The sequence below is a fragment of the Streptomyces sp. WAC07094 genome (genome assembly GCF_036320405.1).
GTDB lineage: Bacteria > Actinomycetota > Actinomycetes > Streptomycetales > Streptomycetaceae > Streptomyces > Streptomyces lannensis.
Genome location: NZ_JAVMJZ010000001.1, coordinates 388,457 through 403,415 on the forward strand (window position 1 = coordinate 388,457; position 14,959 = coordinate 403,415).

15 protein-coding genes and 1 pseudogene are annotated in these 14,959 nt (G+C 67.8%); 5 read left to right on the forward strand and 11 right to left on the reverse strand.

Features of this window, described 5'->3' with window-relative positions; all coding sequences use genetic code 11:
* Window positions 1–9 precede the first annotated feature (9 nt).
* Window positions 10–2,259, forward strand: a complete 2,250-nt coding sequence (locus tag RCR19_RS01800) for a SpoIIE family protein phosphatase (RefSeq protein ID WP_331263407.1) — start codon at window positions 10–12, stop codon at window positions 2,257–2,259.
* A gap of 145 nt (window positions 2,260–2,404) precedes the next feature.
* On the opposite strand, the gene RCR19_RS01805 is transcribed toward RCR19_RS01800, so the two are convergent.
* Together RCR19_RS01805 and RCR19_RS01810 are read right to left on the reverse strand one after the other, a co-directional pair.
* Window positions 2,405–3,256 carry an alpha/beta hydrolase gene (locus RCR19_RS01805; protein WP_331263408.1) on the reverse strand — a complete coding sequence of 284 codons (852 nt, stop codon included), beginning with the start codon at window positions 3,254–3,256 and terminating at the stop codon, window positions 2,405–2,407.
* A 239-nt stretch (window positions 3,257–3,495) separates the two neighbouring features.
* Window positions 3,496–4,239, reverse strand: coding sequence for a hypothetical protein (locus RCR19_RS01810; protein WP_331263409.1), 744 nt, complete (start codon window positions 4,237–4,239; stop codon window positions 3,496–3,498).
* Window positions 4,240–4,822: 583 nt separating this feature from the next.
* Between RCR19_RS01810 and RCR19_RS01815 the strand changes: the two genes are divergently transcribed.
* Window positions 4,823–5,038 carry an HTH domain-containing protein gene (locus RCR19_RS01815; protein ID WP_331263410.1) on the forward strand — a complete coding sequence of 72 codons (216 nt, stop codon included), beginning with the start codon at window positions 4,823–4,825 and terminating at the stop codon, window positions 5,036–5,038.
* A gap of 390 nt (window positions 5,039–5,428) precedes the next feature.
* Here RCR19_RS01815 and RCR19_RS01820 read toward each other — a convergent pair whose 3' ends face one another.
* On the reverse strand, window positions 5,429–5,902 hold the full coding sequence (locus RCR19_RS01820; protein ID WP_331263411.1) for a MarR family transcriptional regulator: 474 nt from the start codon (window positions 5,900–5,902) through the stop codon (window positions 5,429–5,431).
* 240 nt (window positions 5,903–6,142) lie between these two features.
* On the opposite strand from RCR19_RS01820, the gene RCR19_RS01825 reads away from it, so the two are divergent.
* Complete coding sequence (locus RCR19_RS01825) at window positions 6,143–6,586, forward strand: VOC family protein (protein WP_331269313.1); 444 nt, start codon at window positions 6,143–6,145, stop codon at window positions 6,584–6,586.
* Between the two features lie 52 nt (window positions 6,587–6,638).
* Window positions 6,639–7,329, forward strand: a pseudogene (locus RCR19_RS01830) (NAD-binding protein); the annotation flags it as partial.
* A 150-nt stretch (window positions 7,330–7,479) separates the two neighbouring features.
* On the opposite strand, the gene RCR19_RS01835 reads toward RCR19_RS01830, so the two are convergent.
* The 5 genes from RCR19_RS01835 to RCR19_RS01855 form a co-directional block, all read right to left on the reverse strand.
* Window positions 7,480–7,635 carry a hypothetical protein gene (locus tag RCR19_RS01835; protein ID WP_159044888.1) on the reverse strand — a complete coding sequence of 52 codons (156 nt, stop codon included), beginning with the start codon at window positions 7,633–7,635 and terminating at the stop codon, window positions 7,480–7,482.
* Between the two features lie 178 nt (window positions 7,636–7,813).
* Window positions 7,814–8,659 carry a prephenate dehydratase gene (locus RCR19_RS01840; protein WP_331263412.1) on the reverse strand — a complete coding sequence of 282 codons (846 nt, stop codon included), beginning with the start codon at window positions 8,657–8,659 and terminating at the stop codon, window positions 7,814–7,816.
* A gap of 911 nt (window positions 8,660–9,570) precedes the next feature.
* Entirely contained in the window at window positions 9,571–9,942 is a 372-nt protein-coding gene (locus tag RCR19_RS01845) for an SgcJ/EcaC family oxidoreductase (protein WP_331263413.1), read from the reverse strand.
* A 75-nt stretch (window positions 9,943–10,017) separates the two neighbouring features.
* On the reverse strand, window positions 10,018–10,311 hold the full coding sequence (locus RCR19_RS01850; protein ID WP_331263414.1) for a muconolactone Delta-isomerase family protein: 294 nt from the start codon (window positions 10,309–10,311) through the stop codon (window positions 10,018–10,020).
* A gap of 124 nt (window positions 10,312–10,435) precedes the next feature.
* Window positions 10,436–11,047: an NAD(P)H-dependent oxidoreductase gene (locus RCR19_RS01855; protein ID WP_331263415.1), complete on the reverse strand. Its 612-nt coding sequence runs from the start codon at window positions 11,045–11,047 to the stop codon at window positions 10,436–10,438.
* A 1,081-nt stretch (window positions 11,048–12,128) separates the two neighbouring features.
* Here RCR19_RS01855 and RCR19_RS01860 point away from each other — a divergent pair.
* Window positions 12,129–12,584 (forward strand): MarR family winged helix-turn-helix transcriptional regulator, encoded by a 456-nt coding sequence (locus RCR19_RS01860; protein ID WP_331263416.1) that lies wholly within the window; start codon window positions 12,129–12,131, stop codon window positions 12,582–12,584.
* A gap of 178 nt (window positions 12,585–12,762) precedes the next feature.
* On the opposite strand, the gene RCR19_RS01865 is transcribed toward RCR19_RS01860, so the two are convergent.
* The 3 genes from RCR19_RS01865 to RCR19_RS01875 all read right to left on the reverse strand — a co-directional run bounded on the left by RCR19_RS01865 (window position 12,763) and on the right by RCR19_RS01875 (window position 14,806).
* The gene (locus RCR19_RS01865) at window positions 12,763–13,479 is read right to left on the reverse strand and encodes an SDR family oxidoreductase (protein WP_059126452.1); all 717 of its coding nucleotides are present in this window, start codon (window positions 13,477–13,479) and stop codon (window positions 12,763–12,765) included.
* Between the two features lie 57 nt (window positions 13,480–13,536).
* Window positions 13,537–14,229: a type 1 glutamine amidotransferase domain-containing protein gene (locus RCR19_RS01870; RefSeq protein ID WP_331263417.1), complete on the reverse strand. Its 693-nt coding sequence runs from the start codon at window positions 14,227–14,229 to the stop codon at window positions 13,537–13,539.
* Between the two features lie 370 nt (window positions 14,230–14,599).
* A complete protein-coding gene (locus RCR19_RS01875; protein ID WP_331263418.1) occupies window positions 14,600–14,806 on the reverse strand; it encodes a hypothetical protein in 207 nt (68 codons plus the stop codon).
* Window positions 14,807–14,959 lie beyond the last annotated feature (153 nt).

Below are 14,959 nucleotides of genomic sequence, written 5' to 3' on the forward strand. Positions count from 1 at the left end.
GTCGTCATCGTGACGAGCAGCAGCCCAGGAAAAGATCAGCATCCAAGCGGCGAACCCACGGACATCCACTGCGCAGACCTTGCGGAGGTCCTGCACCATGCCGTCCGTGAGGCCAAGAAGCGGTTGTCCGCCGTGGCGGCAGCGGTCTACCTGCTGGACGAGGACCGGGGCGAACTCCGACTCGCGCTGGCCGCCGGGAGCCAGCTGTCGCTCTACACGATGCCCGGACGCATGGGACTGGACGGGTACGGCGCATCAGCCCGGGCTCTGCGGTCGGGGAAAGCGGCCGTCCTGGTCGATCCGGACCCAGCCGACCCCGGCCAGAAGCATGTACTCCCGTACCCCTACGTGGCCCTCTCGGCCCCCGTCATCACCGGGGACCAGCGCTTCGGCGCCCTCACCGTCCTGTGTCTGGAGGACCGTGGCTCCTGCCGGCCCGGCGACGGACCGGCTCTCGAGGAGATCGGCGACAGGCTGGCCAAGGCTCTCACCATGCTCGTCAAGGACGGCGTCACCGTAGCGGCCGATCCGATGCCCATGCTGATCCCGCCGGAGTCCGCCACCGACATGTGCGGGAGCACAGCGGGCTGGGGAGTGCAGGGTGTTCCCGGGTCCGCGGGCACCAGCATGATGTACCCGCTGCGGCGGCTGTCCGTGCTGCTCAACCGCGCCACGACCGTGGACGAGGTCGTCGGGGCCGCCCAGTACTGCATGATGGACCCGCTGCGGGCCCAAGCCCTGGTCCTGGCCACAGCCAGCGAAGGGCGCCTCTGGGTGCTGGGACACAGCGGTGCCTCCTCCGGCGTGGTCCGCAGCATCCACGGTGCCCGAGTCGAGGACCGGATACCGGCGGCAGAGGCCTTTCGCGGACGCCCGTTGTACCTGTCCGCGGACTCCTCGCCGAGCGCCGATCCCCTGTCGGTCGACGAACCTCGAACCGAGGTGTACCTCCCGCTCATCGGCAACGGACAGCTCCTCGATCTGCCTGTCGTCGAAAGCGGCCGGGTCGTGGGCGTCTGCTGCCTGACGTTCTCCGGGCCCCACATTTGTCCGCCCGAGGAAAGAGCCCTCCTCGGCATGATGGCGGGCATGCTCGGAGCGGCGGTCGAACGGGTCGAGCTGAACCAACAACAGCGTGCGGTCGCCGAATGCCTGCAGAGATTCCTGCTGCCGTCCCGGTTGTCGCACCTGCCGCAGCTGGCCACCACGGCGCGCTACCGCCCCGCAACCGTCACCTCCAAGGTGGGTGGCGACTGGTACGACGTGATCAAACTGGCTGACGACCGTGCGGTGCTGGTCGTGGGCGATGTCGAGGGACACGCCATGGAGAGCTCCGCGGTCATGGGACAGGTACGCACCGCCGTCGCCTCCTATGCCACCGAAGGGCACCGTCCCGCCGCGGTGATAGACCGGACGGGCCGGCTCCTCATAGGGCTGGACACCGGTCTGACCGTGACCTGTTGTGTCGTCGCGCTCGATACGTCCGACGACACCGTAGAGGTGGCCCTGGCCGGCCATCCGGCGCCTCTGGTACGGCGGCCCGACGGAAGCGTCTACGCCTTGGAGGCCCCGGCCAACGTGCCTCTGGGTGTCTGCGCGCCGGGCCCCTACCAAGGATGCGAGCACACCCTCGAGGCCGGTTCCGTCCTGATGCTCTATAGCGATGGTCTCGTCGGATGGGACGCAGCCGATCCCGAGGCCCGTGCGCAAGCGCTGCTCGGCTCCGGAGGCCCCGGATCCACACCCGACCTCGAGCAGCTTGCCGACGAGGTGATCGCGGAGGTCTCCGCACCACAACAGCGCCGGGACGACGCCGTTCTGCTGCTGGCACTGTACGAAGGCACGCAGGGCGCTGACGGGCCCCATGTGGGAAGCCTGCACATTCAACGCCGCGACCTGCGCGGGGTCAGGACCGCACGCTCCTTCGTGCACGACCAGCTGGACTGCTGGGGACTGGACGACTTGTCCGAAGCCCTTGAACTGGCCGCATCGGAAATGGTGACCAACGCACTCATCCACGCCGGCAGCGACGTGGACGTCCGTCTGCGGGCCTTCCCCGATCACGTCCGGCTGGAGGTGCGGGACTCCGACAGCAACCCACCCGTCCCCTCGCCGCTGTCCCTCAGCGAGGAGGACAACGCGGAAGCGGAGCACGGCCGCGGCATGCTGATCGTGGAGGCCTTGGCCGAGATGTGGAAGAGCTCCCCCAACGGCCAGGGCAAGACGGTCTCGTTGAACCTGCCCATCTCCCCGCACTGACCGCGCGATCGACGACCCTCCGAGCGTGCAAGTCGTGGCCGGGAGTCACAACACCCCGCCGCGCGGCGCCACGAGAAACCCGGCCACGCTCCCCCGCGCCCGTACAAGCAACTACCGTGCACTGCCCGGCCGTTGGTGGGAAGAGTCAACCCGCCACGAGGCCCGACCAGAATCCGATCAGCGCCCTCGCCGTCTCCGTGGGACGCTGGAGGTTCGGCGAATGTCCCACGCCCCGCAGGACCGTCCGGTGCGCGTTCAGCCGGGTGGCCATGTCCTCCAGCTCCACCGTCGTCCAGGTGTCGTCCTGATCGCCGTACAGGACATGCCTCGGCAGCGAGGCCACGGCCGCGAGTTCCGGTGTCCGGTCCGGTTCGGACAGGAGTTGCCGTCCCACCACGCGCAGGTGCGACGGGTGTGTGCGCAGCCATCTCGTGCGAAGCCGTTCCGCCTCAGCCGGGGACGCGGGTGCGGGCCGGGACGCCTGCATCGCCTCCCACACTTGTGTCATCGTCATCGTTTCGAGCGCACCCAGGAGCAGCTTCAGCTGCAACTGCCGTTCCTCACCCACTCGGGCGGGCCCGGACGACAGCAGCGTGAGGGACAGAAAGTGCCGGGGGTCCGTCAACACCGCAGCCCTGGCCACCTGCCCGCCCATCGAGTGGCCCAGCAGATGCACCGGTCCACCGAGGGCCTCCACCTGCGCCAGCACGTCCAGGGCCAGAGCTTCCTGCCGATACGCTTCCTCGTCGTCCGGACCGGCAGTCTCGTTCTGCCCACGGGCGTCGATCGCGACCGCTCGATAGCCGGCGTCGACCATGTCCGGGAGAAGGGGGACGAACTCCTCCTTGCTGCCCGTGTAACCGGGAAGCAGCAGGACGGTGCCGCGATGCTCCCCGCCGGTCGGCGTGGACTGCAGCGCGGCGAAGTCACCACGCAGGGTTTTCAGCGGCAGAGAGCGCACGTGGTGCGGCAGAGCGGAAGAAAAGTCCTCAGACATGGGCGGATCATAATCTTTGCCCGTCGCCTGGTCGGACAGCAGGCTGCGCATACCCACCGGACACATGTCTGAGCCCGCTCGCGGATCCGAGGGCGAATACCTGCATCCCGGCCGAGACTCCGAGCGGAGCTTCACTCGCACAACGTGCGGACGTAGATCAAAAGTTCTGCCCGCACATCGCCGAGGACCTCCGCCACGACCGTCGAAGCCACGGTCTGTCCGGGCGCCGAAGCCACGGTCTATCCGGTCGTCGGAGTGGCGGACGCCGGGGCGTGACTCGGGTGCAGTGAGGCGGGCAGCGGGGCCAGCGACGCGCACAACGAGGTGGGGAAGGCGGGCTCCTTGCGTTGCACGTCTTGGCAGCCTCCTGCCGAGGTCCGCAGCATCGGCTCCCAGCCCGACTTCTTCGCCCGGAAGAACCAGCGGTCGCCCAGCCGGGAGGAGCAGGCAGGGTCGGTGGAGTCGCCGCAGGCAGGCCCCGTGCGCCAGGAGAAGTCCAGCACCAGCCATTCTCCGTCACACTTCTCCGAGTCCCGGTACGTGTGAGCGGGGGCGTCGACCGCCATCAACGCCTGCTCGTAGGAAGCGGCGGTGCAGCCGATGGTCGGCGGTGTGCAGCCGAGTTCCCCGCACAACCGCAGCGCGGGCGGTTCGGCACCGTGGGCGGTGAAGACCGTGTTGTAGTCGACGACCACCTCCCGGTCGCCCAGCGGTCGGGGCAGTCTGACCTTCGCCGTGGCCGTGCTCTCCTTGGTGCACCCGGAAGCCCTGTCCGCGGACGGCGAGGTGAAGGTGACCTGCACCCGAACGAGGTCCGTCATCGGCTCGGTGAGCACTGCCTTGAGTTCGCGGAAGCACGCGTGTGCGCCACTGGGCACCTGCGTATCGAGGAACAGCGTGCGGCGGTCGTCGCCGAGATGGGCTCCGGTGACCGCGGAAGGCGCCATCGTGGTCCATGGGATCGGCCCGGTCGTCGTCGACAAGGGCGACCTCCCGTCGCCCTGACCGACCACCTGTGTTCCGCACGCGCCGAGGAACAGTGCGGCAACGACGCTGAGCAAGACGACCACAGCAGCTCGACACGTTCCACCTGATCGCAAGAGCGCTCAATCCCCCCGGCACGCACCGACGTTTCCCCCCGGCCAATATAAGGCGGCGGCCGCGTCACCTTTCCGGTGGGTCGCCCACCGGGCCGACGCTGTGATGTGAGCCCGCCGGCCCCTACGCAACACCGCCGCCCACCACAACGGCGACCGGAACCTGCCCACAGCACGACGAACAGGGCCTTCGCGCCCATCGAACACAGCGGCGCCGACACATGCCGGCAGTCGCCCCACCCGTACGACACAGGAGACACATTCGCTTGACCGGTCAAATGTGCGCCGCATGGCCTTGTCGCGCAACGACATGCCGACGGAAGCTTCCCGGGTGCTGCTGCCGAGCCACCCCGCAGGGCCGCAGTTGGCGCGCGCTCCTCCTCCACGACCGACCTGCCCCCGGACCCAAGAAGCAAGTGATGACAACGGGGGGTTGACGCGTCAACCCCCCGTTGTCATGCTGCGGTCCATGGCAGACACCAGGGACCTTTCCGTGCATGAGCCCACCTTGAGCCGTATCAAGGAGGCCCGCGAGCAGGCGATCCACCACGCCCGCCTGGCCCAGCAGTTCGCAGCCGAGCGGCGCGACCTGATGCAGAGCCTCATCGACCAGGGCGTGTCGCAGGCCGACATCGCACGGGAGCTCGGTGTGTCACGTCAGGCCGTTCAAAAGATGCTGGCCTGACCGGCCGCGCCCCCCGCCGTTCGCGCGATGGGGCCATGGGCGGCTTCCGATGAGCGGCGAGGGGGCAGGGCGACGTTCGGCTCGGGTTTCTCGTCGAATCGTGAACCAGCCCCGGCCTCTCGCCCGTATCTCCAGTAGCAGGACCCCACCGACGCGGTGTTCATCAACCGGCCCCGACGATGGGACGGCGCCCTCACACCCTTCCCCCTGGCGTGAGGGCGCCCTGCTGGGTGCGCCGCTGCACCGCGTGCCCGAACATACTGTCAGTGCGGCAGACTTCGCCGCACTGGTGAACCCTTCAGGCGGATCGGATCGGGCATCGGCTCCCGGTCCATGGGTCGGTCAGCGGCGTCATGCGTGCGCGAAGCTCGGGACGGCTCGCCTCCCGGCTCACGTGTCGGTCAGCGACGCCAGGCGCGCGCGAAGCGTCGCCATGGTGTCGCCGACGGCCGCGATCTGCTCCTGAGTGAGGGGCTCCACGAACAATTCCCGGATGGCACGCAGATGAGGCAGGGCGGCTTCTCGAAACGCCCGGGCACCCTGATCGGTGAGCACCACCTCGGCACCGCGGTTGTCCGTGGCGCACTCGTCGCGCCGAATCAGCCCGCGGCGCTCCATGCGCCCGAGCTGATGCGACAGGCGGCTCCGTTCCCAGTGGATGGCCGTGGCCAACCCGGAGGAGCGCAATCGGAGACCGTCCGCTTCACTCAGCGCCAGAAGTACCGCGTAGTCCCCCGGCGACAGCGCGAACTCCTTCTGCAATCGTGACGCGAGTTCGGACCTCAGCGCCTCGGCTGTCTCGATGAAGTCCCGCCAGGCTCGCAGCTCTTCGACAGTGGGATACGTTCTGCGCCGCTGCCCCATGACAGCCACCTCTTCTAATTGACACATCGATCATATCTCCACATGCTTGACGCGTCAATCAAATGAGCCCCCGAACGGCCGGCCGCCGGGAGTCGCGAGCAGGGATCCCGGCGGTCGTCACCTTCGGAAGCGATCGCGTCACCTGTTTGACAGGTGACGCGATCGCTTGCCAAGATCTCACCGGTTGAACCGGTGACGCACAGCGGTGCGGAACCTCCGTCCGTGAGAGCGAAGGCGAAGATGGATCTGAAACTCGAAGTTGTGGTGCTGCCCGTTTCCGACGTCGACCGGGCCAAGGCCTTCTACGAGAAGGCCGGCTTCCGACTGGACGTCGACTATGAAGCCGACGACAGCTACCGAGTGGTGCACCTGACGCCCCCCGGCTCGCAGTGCTCGATACTCTTCGGCACCGGCGTCACCACGGCCGCACCCGGTTCCGTGCGGGGCCTGCACCTCATCGTCTCGGACATCGAGACGGCTCACGCCGAGCTCGTCGAGCGCGGCATCGAAATGGGCGAGATCTTCCACGACGCGGGCGGGGTCTTCCACCGCGGTACGGAAGAAGGACGGGTCAGCGGCCCACATCCGCAGCGCGCCAGCTACAGCTCGTTCACCTCCTTCAGCGACCCGGACGGCAACGAGTGGGTGCTTCAGGAAGTGACGACCCGGCTCCCCGGCCGGTGACGAGGGCCTCCCACCGAACACGGATCAGGCGCACACGTTCCGGAAGGACCGCGTGGTGGCCGTCGAAATGGCCACCGCCTGGCAGGCGCTGGGTTCCCAGGTGACGCTGCTCGTCCGTGGCGGCGGCCTGCTGGCGAACATGGAACCGTTCGCCGGTGAGCTGGTGGCGGAGGAACCTCACCGTGGACGACACCTGCCGCGTCATCGAGGTCGCCGAAGGCTGGCTCTACGCGGTCGGAGACGTCAATCACCGTGCTCTGATGACCCACCAGGGCAAGTATCAGGCCCGGATCGCGGGCGCCGCCATCGCCGCACGCGCCTCAGGAAAGCCTGTCGACGACACCCGCTGGGGCGCGCATGCGGCGAGCGCCGACCACACAGCCGTACCCTAGGTCGTCTTCACCGTCCCGGAGGCAGTCTCCGTCGGTCTCACCACGCACGAGGCCGCACGCACAGGGCGTCGGGTGGACGTGGTCGACTACGACCTGGCGCGCCTTGCGGGGGCACAGCAGTACACCCCGGGCTACAAGGGCCGGGCGCGTATGCTGATCGACCCCGATCCCGGCACCGTCGTGGGAGTCACCTTCGCGGGCCCCGGCGTCGCGGAACTCCTCCACTCGGCCACGATCGCCGTCGCGGGCGAGGTGCCGGTCGAACGGCTCTGGCACGCCGTGCCGGCCTTCCCCACCATCAGCGAGGTCTGGCTGAGGCTGCTCGAGACCTACCGGGACATGAACCGGTAGGTCTCCGCAGACGGTGCTGCGCTCGCCGGTAGCCCTCCATACGGCCGCCGGGCGCACCACCGCCCACTCGCACCGTCGGCGACGCTTCAACCGTTGCACAGCGGCGGAACGGGGGCTGCGTCCGTCGAGGAGATGTGCAGGCCGCGCACGTCACTCGGCGTCGGCAGCGGTCGTGTCCGCCTCGGAGTCGTCCTGATCCGTCTCCTCCGGCGGCAGGGGAGCCTTGGGGGGAAGCGACAGGACCGTCCCGGGTATGCGGACGCGGCGCAGACGAGAAGGGGCGTTACTGATCTCCGATCGCTTCATGGCCATTCCCATCTGTGTCAACGCGCGGTATCCGCGCCGCAGTCGGCTCGGGGCGAGGGGGTGTCAGGGAAACCACGGACGGGCACGGCGCATTCCGCACTCTTTGAGAGGAAAAGCGTGAGGGGCCTCACGATGCAATGATGAGGTGAGATTGCTCCGACGGCACGGCGAGCGCCCTTCAGCCCGTTCGTTCCCGCAGCCGGTGCCCATGCGCGGGATACACACCGAGGATGCGCACCTCCGAGGAGAAGAAGCGCAGCTCCTGCAGCGCGAGGTCCACTCGGGGCTCATCGAGGTGCCCCTCGATCTCGACGTAGAAGCGGCTGGGATTGAGCCCGGCACCCATCTGGTAGCTCTCGATCTTGGTGAGGTTCACTGCACTGCTGGCGAATCCGCCGAGCGCCTTGTACAGCGCGCTGGGGATGTTCCGTACGCAGAAGAACAGGCTCGTCATCGTCGGCTCGCCCGTGGCCGGCGCAAAGGAGGCCTCCCGCGAGAGGACGACGAACCGCGTGGTGTTGTCCGGGTCGTCCTCGACTTCGGACCGCAGGACGTCGAGGCCGAAAAGCCGTGCCGCGGCAGGCGGGGCGAGAGCCGCGTGCCGGGCATCGCCGAGCTCGGCCACTTCGCGGGCCGCTCCGGCCGTGTCGTCGCTCACGAGCGTGCGCCAGCCGCCCTCACGCAGCACCTTCCGGCACTGTCCCAGGGCATGCACATGACTGCGCACGCACTCCACCTGATCGAGCGATGTGCCGGGCACACCCATGAGGTCGAAACGGATGGCCAGGAAGTACTCGGCGACGATGAACAGCCCCGACTCGGGCAGCAGGTGGTGCACGTCGGCGACGCGTCCGGCCGCGGAGTTGTCCACCGGGATCACGGCGACGTCGGCAGCACCCAGTGTCACCGCGTCCAAGGCCTGTTCGAAGCTCGTGCAGGCCAGTTCGTTGCCCGTGGGATAGAGCACTCGGGCGACCGTCGACGAGTTGGACCCGGGTTCACCTTGATATGCGACGGTCGTCACTGTGTTAAGCCTTCCACATAGGGATCTTGCTGTGCGGCGGCAGAAGCTCCACAACGAACCGCATACATTGCAGTATCGGTGAAGCGCCCTCGATCAGGCACATCAAGGGGTGACGATCGTCGCTCCCGACCCATGGGGCCGCCTGTTCGTATGCGGCCGCGACCGCGTGACCCACCGTGCGGCAGGCCGGAGCACAGGTGGCGCCCAAGGCTGTGAGAGATGCCAGGGGCCGAGACGGTCGGGCGCGGCGCGTGGCGTGCACAGCTGCCACGAGGGCCGACCCCTCGTCGTACAGTACGGCGGCCGGTCCGGCCGCCGATACGGCGGGTGGCATGGCCACGGCAGCCGCCGTACGCACCGCGTCGGCGGTGAGCCCGCTCAGGACATCGGTGAGGCGCCGGGCCGCGGCCAGGGCCATGGCCATGGCAGCGGTGCGGAGAAAGATCCCATCGCTTGTCCGAAGGGGCGCACCCGCCGACCCTGTGGAGAGGCCGGCGGGTACACGTCTCGGTGCTGGTCAAGCCCTGCCAGGCCGCCGAGGGATCCTCATGGGCGTCTGCCTCGAAGTGTTCAAGCACGCGCGGCAGCACCGACGCCGGCCCGATTCTCCCTGGAGATCCGTTGTGCGCACGCGATGGCCGAACGGCCTCGGCCGACGTCCGTCCCCGCTCACTCCGATCACGTTCGCCGCAGGGCGGCCGTGGCCGCGCGGCCGGGCGGTCCCGGGCAGGAAGTCCGCCCGGTCTCGACGGTGGATACGAGCACCGCGCGCACGGCATGGAGGCACGACGCCGTGCGTCGAACGGGCGCGTGCTCCTCCCCCTCCCGTTCCGTCGACGCCGGCGGTGGCGGTGGCGGTGGCGGTGGCGGTGGCGGTGGCGGTGGCGGGAGTGACACACCCGCTGAGCACGTCAGTCGAGCTTGGACACCTGATAGTGACCGATGTACCACTCACCGTCGATGCGCCGGAGCACGATGCTGAGGCTCACATGAAGGGTCGGCCGGTCGGTGAAGGAGAAGTCGACACTCAGGTAGCCGAGCAGGACGTCCTCGGCGAGCGCCCGCGTCTCGAGCACCTCGTATTCCGCCGCCAACCCCAGGGGCTGCGAATCGTAGTACTCCGCGACCCCTTCTCGGCCGACGCTGTGAGGGTGGAGCCCCTGGAAAATCGCGTCCTCCGTGAAATACGAGGCCACCTTGTGCGGCTCGTGGGCACCGACCGCGGCCTTCCACCGGTCCATGACGCCACTCAGCACGGCCCGCTGTGCCTCTGTACTTGTCATCAGAAGTTCCTCATCTCTTGTGGTGCTGCGCCGACAGCGCCCCGGGGTGGGGGTCGCCGTCTCTGCCGAGCGGGGTCAGCTGGTCCGGCCCGGATCGTTGGGGTGCGACTGCAGGGCGGTGATCTTCGCGGTCATCCAGGGCCACAGGGGCAGGCTCCCGAGGACCTTCTCACGCAGTTCCGCCTCGTCCTCAGCACGCCACACACCGATGCTGCGAAGCTCGCCGACCGGACGCCAAAGCCGGAACAAGTGCCCTTGGGCGGTGAGCTCCTTGGCCCGCTCTGCTTCGGCCGCACGGCGCCGGTCGACCTCGGCCGGCTCGGTGTCTTCGGGCACGGTGGTGGTCAGTTCGACCAGGAACTCCTTCATGAATTCTTTCCTCTTCTCGGATGGAACCGGGCGGGGACGACGGGGTTTCGGGTCCGGAAGGAACCCTGTAGGTGCCGAACAAGCCGGGAACCGCTCGTGCGGCACCTACAGGACGTGCGTGTCGTCAGGCGGCAGCCTTGATGGCGCCTGCCATCTTGATGACGCGCTGGACCTGGATGCGGGCCGCGATGCGGGTGACGTCGTCCACGGGGTTGGTGCCCTGCGCGTCGACGTGCGAGGTGCCGTAGGGGTTTCCGTCGATGAACTTGTTCGGCTCGGTGAAACCGGGGGTGACGGTGAGCCCACCGAAGTGGTGAATCGAGTTGTAGAGGGCAAGGAGAGTCGACTCCTGCCCGGCGTGGGCCGTGGCGCTGGAGACGAAGCCGCTGTACACCTTGTCGGCCAGCTTGCCCTCGGCCCAGAGGCCGCCAAGCGTGTCGATGAACTGCTTCAGCTGCGAGGAGACGTTGCCGAAACGGGTCGGCGTGCCGAAGATGACGGCGTCGGCCCACTCGACGTCCTCGGGAGTGGCCTCGGGAACCAGGGCGGTGGCCGCGTGGTTGGCCGCCCAGGCGGGATTGGAATCGACGGCGGCTCGCGGAGCGAGTTCGGCGGCCTTCACAAGGCGGACCTCGGCGCCGGCCTTGACGCCTTCGTCGTGGAGCTCCCTGGCGATCTCCGTGATCGTGCCGGTGGACGAGTAGTAGACGATGGCGAGCTTGACGGGGGTGGCCACGAAGGTGCTCCTTCATCAGGGGATCGGAAAGATCCGGTCGATGTAGTCGACCGGTCAACTAAACTAGACGACCGGTCGACAACCGTCAAACACTCCCCGGCACACCAGAGGCAGACACCGGACGGGGGATCGTGCCAACCTCGGGAAGCCACTGGGCCCCGCACACCGCGGGAGGCTCCCGACGACGCGTGCCCGACGGTCCTGGGGTTGCCGCCCGCCCAGGACCTTCAGGGTGCATCTCCGACCCCGCGATCGCGTATATTCCCCGGCAACGGCCACGGGCGGGCCGAGAGCGGCAACCCCCCACTGGCCGCCCAGGGCTTCGTCGAGGCCCTGCGTCTCTGGCGCGGTCCCATGGTCGCCGACGGTACGTCGGTCACCGGGCATCCGGCGTTCGCCTCGGTCGGCCATGAACTCGTCGCGACGGTCGAAGAGGCAGCCGACGAAGTTCTCGCGGCTGCTCCCCCTCCGCCGCAATCCGGCCGACGAACTCGGTGCCGAACCCGGCCCTCACCCGCGCGCGCCCGGCAGCACCTGCTGAACCCCAAACCCTCCCGGGACGCCAAAACCTCACGGACGGCAAGCCGAAGCCATGGGCAGTGCCCCTCATCTTCCCGCCGACTCCGTGCCGTTCGCCGGCCGCCAGGAGGCACTGCGGCAATGCCTGGAGCTCTGCCCGGGGAGGGTCAAAGCCTGGTCGTCACGCACGACGGCCAGATCGTCACGTACCGACCGCATCCAGGACCGCCCGGTGCTCCAACAAGAGTCGGCGGAGCGTGGGTTCGGGCACCACGGCTGGTGTACCGCGTCGATGTGCCCGGTCCCCGAATTCGGGTCGCGGTAGGTCGCGCCGACAACTTCCTTGCGTACATGGGTTTTACGCGCCCAGTCGACGACCAGGCGCGGATTTCCTTGTGTGCACCAGGCCCAACGACATCGAGGCGCCCGCATTCACCTACCCGCGCGGCGTTTGCGGGTCGGAGGAACATGCAGAACATCTGTTTCTCGTGTGTGGCAGCCGACGCAGGAAAGGCCCCGCGCACGTCCGCGTCCACCGTGATCAGGCACCTACACTGTGCGCATGACAGACGCGACGACGATCGAACCTCTGAACAGGGACGAGGAGGCCTTCCTACGGGCTCTGGGCAGGGTCATGGCGCTCCTGCCCCGAACCGTCGACGCGGACATGCTCGAGGAACATCCGATTTCCGGTACCGAGTACAGAGTCTTGATGCACCTCTCCGAAGCGCCGGACAACCACATGCGCATGAGCGAGTTGGCCAACATGTGCGGGCTGTCCCTCAGCGGGATGACAAGAGTGGTGAACCGACTGCAATCACAGTCATTCGTCGTTCGGGAGAAGTGCTCCGACGACGGAAGGGCCTGGTTCGCCGTGCTCACGGCTGCCGGGTTGGCGCTGCTCAAGGAGGCGTGGCCCACCAACCTGGCGAGTGTGCGACGCCATGTCTTCTCCCGGCTGGAGGGCTGCGACATCGCCGCGGCCGCCGAGGTGTTGGAGCGCATCGCTCCCGAGTAGTCGCAGCGTGTCCGAGCCCAACCTCGGCTTGCTGTGTTGAGGTGCGGGACGAGGACGGCTCGGACGAGTGCGGTGAGGCGAGTCGCGCTCCACCGCCGGCACCCTGCCGTACTCAGGGGGTTTGATCCCCACCGCTTCAGTCTGCGACGCCGGTGGCGCCGCCATCCCCGCGCCCGACCTACCGCCCGGCACTCATGCCGCCGTCCACGTGCAGGATCTCACCGGTGACGAACGGGGCGTTCTCCAGGTAGAGCACGGCGTCAACGATGTCGCTCTGCTCCCCCAACCTGCCGACCGGATGCATGGCGGCAAGTGCTTCATGGTCTTCCACGGCATGCATCGGGGTGTTGACGTTTCCCGGCGATACGGCATTGACCCGAATCCCGCGTGTGGCGTACTCGATGGCCAGGGATTTCGTGGCCGACTGAAGCCCTCCCTTGGTGAGCGAAGCCAGCACCGAGGGAACCCGCGAATCCGCGTTGTCGACCAGGCTCGTGGTGATGTTCACGATGTGGCCGCCCCCCTGGGACAGCATCTTCTCGACGACGAGCTGGGTGATGCGGAAGAAGCCTGTGAGGTTGACACGGGTCACCGCTTCGTAGTCGCCCTGGGTGTACTCCGTGAAGGGCTTGGATATGAAGATTCCGGCATTGTTGATGAGCGTGTCGACACGGCCGAACTTCTCCATCGCCGCAGCGACGACACGTTCGGCCGTCGCGGCCTCGGCGATGTCGCCCTGGACCGTCAGGGTGCCCTCGTCGTCGGAGGGGGAAATGTTGCGGGAGGTCCCGACGACGCCGTAACCGCTCTTGCGAAAAGCTTCCACGATGCCCGCACCGATGCCCTGCGAGGCACCGGTCACGACGGCGACCTTCTTGACGTGATGAGAGGTCATTCTCAACGAACCCCCTTCGCTGCGGGGATGGTGAAGCCGGAAGTTTCCGCGCCACTCCTAGACCAGAGCCTTGAGCAGTCGCTCCGCCAGGACCGCGGCCGATGCCGGGTTCTGGCCTGTGTAGAGGGTCCGGTCCACCACCGTGTACGGCTTCCACTTCTCGCCGCGCATGAATTCGACGCCGAGTCCCCTCAGCTCGTCTTCCAGCAACCACCGTGCTCTGGGCGCCAGGCCGACGGCCTCCTCTTCTTCGTTGGTGAAGGCCGTCACCTTGTAACCAGCGAAGGGGGACATACCATGCATCCTGGTGGCCAGCATGGCAGCGGGGGCATGGCACACAACGGCGAGGGGCTTGCCCGAGGCCAGCGCCGCCGTCAGCAGTCGGCCCGCATCGGCGTCGACGCACAAGTCCTCCATGGGCCCGTGGCCACCCGGGAAGTAGACGGCGTCGTAATCCTCCAGTCGGGCGTCCGACAACTGTATGGGGCGCCGCATCTCCTCCGCGGAACGGATGATGGCCTCGAGGTCGAGGGCGATCTCGGCGGTACCCGCCATCTCCGGGCGCAGACTCATCATGTCGACAGTGGGAACCACACCCCTGGGCGTGGCCACCACAACCTCATGCCCGGCAGCCGTCAGCGCCTTGTAGGGCACCGCGAACTCCTCGGCCCAGTAGCCGGTCGCATATCTGGTGCCGTCCTTGAGCGTCCAGTACGCGGTTCCAGTCATCACGAAGAGTAGTTTCGCCATGCGGGAAGCGCCTCCTCATTTACACCCTCGCGACTGAGGCGTTCTTCGCCGCTTATCAGCGTAAGTCGCCCCCTCGTCGGCCGCATGCGGGGCTACGATCCCGTCCATGTGCGCGTAGGGCATTCCTTCGCGCTGGCTCCGTGGCGGCGCGAAGGCGACTGCACAGGCCCAACATGCCATGATCAGAGTTTACGTTGCGTAACGATGGCGCTCTCAACGTCACTTCTCGAAACGGTGACGAGTCGCGACGAGTCACATGGCATCGGTGAGGCCCACCACATGCGATGGGGTCCGGCACCCGTGCCGGACCCCATCTGCACGGCCGAGTCTCGAGGCACGACGATGAAACGTGCGCCTCGCAGGCTCCGCCCTACAGCCGGGTCACGAAGCAGCCCGTCGCTTCGCCGATCGTCACAGTGATCCGCAACTTCGTGTCGGCCGAGGTGGGCACGAAGATCGTGCCGTTGTAGATGCGCTCCGGACCGGCGGTCGGCGGCGGGACCACCGTCTTGATGTCCTTCGCCGCCCGCACATACAGCGCCGGATCGGATGGGCGCTCGGCGTCGACGACCTCCACACGGATGACGGCGTCATCGGTTCGGCTCTGTCGATTCGACGCTGCCACCCAGAACTTGGCGAGTCCGGACTCATGGCCGGCCCCCCGCATACCAGCGAAGGGACCGGCGATGACCCCGCCGGATATGGCGGAGTCCTCCTCATCCCCCACGGT

Coding starts and splice junctions, on each gene's coding strand:
- RCR19_RS01860 (WP_331263416.1), top strand. CDS start 12,129: ATGACAGACGCGACGACGATCGAACCTCTGAACAGGGACGAGGAGGCC.
- RCR19_RS01865 (WP_059126452.1), bottom strand. CDS start 13,479: ATGACCTCTCATCACGTCAAGAAGGTCGCCGTCGTGACCGGTGCCTCG.
- RCR19_RS01870 (WP_331263417.1), bottom strand. CDS start 14,229: ATGGCGAAACTACTCTTCGTGATGACTGGAACCGCGTACTGGACGCTC.
- RCR19_RS01845 (WP_331263413.1), bottom strand. CDS start 9,942: ATGACAAGTACAGAGGCACAGCGGGCCGTGCTGAGTGGCGTCATGGAC.
- RCR19_RS01825 (WP_331269313.1), top strand. CDS start 6,143: ATGGATCTGAAACTCGAAGTTGTGGTGCTGCCCGTTTCCGACGTCGAC.
- RCR19_RS01805 (WP_331263408.1), bottom strand. CDS start 3,256: ATGTCTGAGGACTTTTCTTCCGCTCTGCCGCACCACGTGCGCTCTCTG.
- RCR19_RS01820 (WP_331263411.1), bottom strand. CDS start 5,902: ATGGGGCAGCGGCGCAGAACGTATCCCACTGTCGAAGAGCTGCGAGCC.
- RCR19_RS01815 (WP_331263410.1), top strand. CDS start 4,823: ATGGCAGACACCAGGGACCTTTCCGTGCATGAGCCCACCTTGAGCCGT.
- RCR19_RS01850 (WP_331263414.1), bottom strand. CDS start 10,311: ATGAAGGAGTTCCTGGTCGAACTGACCACCACCGTGCCCGAAGACACC.
- RCR19_RS01835 (WP_159044888.1), bottom strand. CDS start 7,635: ATGAAGCGATCGGAGATCAGTAACGCCCCTTCTCGTCTGCGCCGCGTC.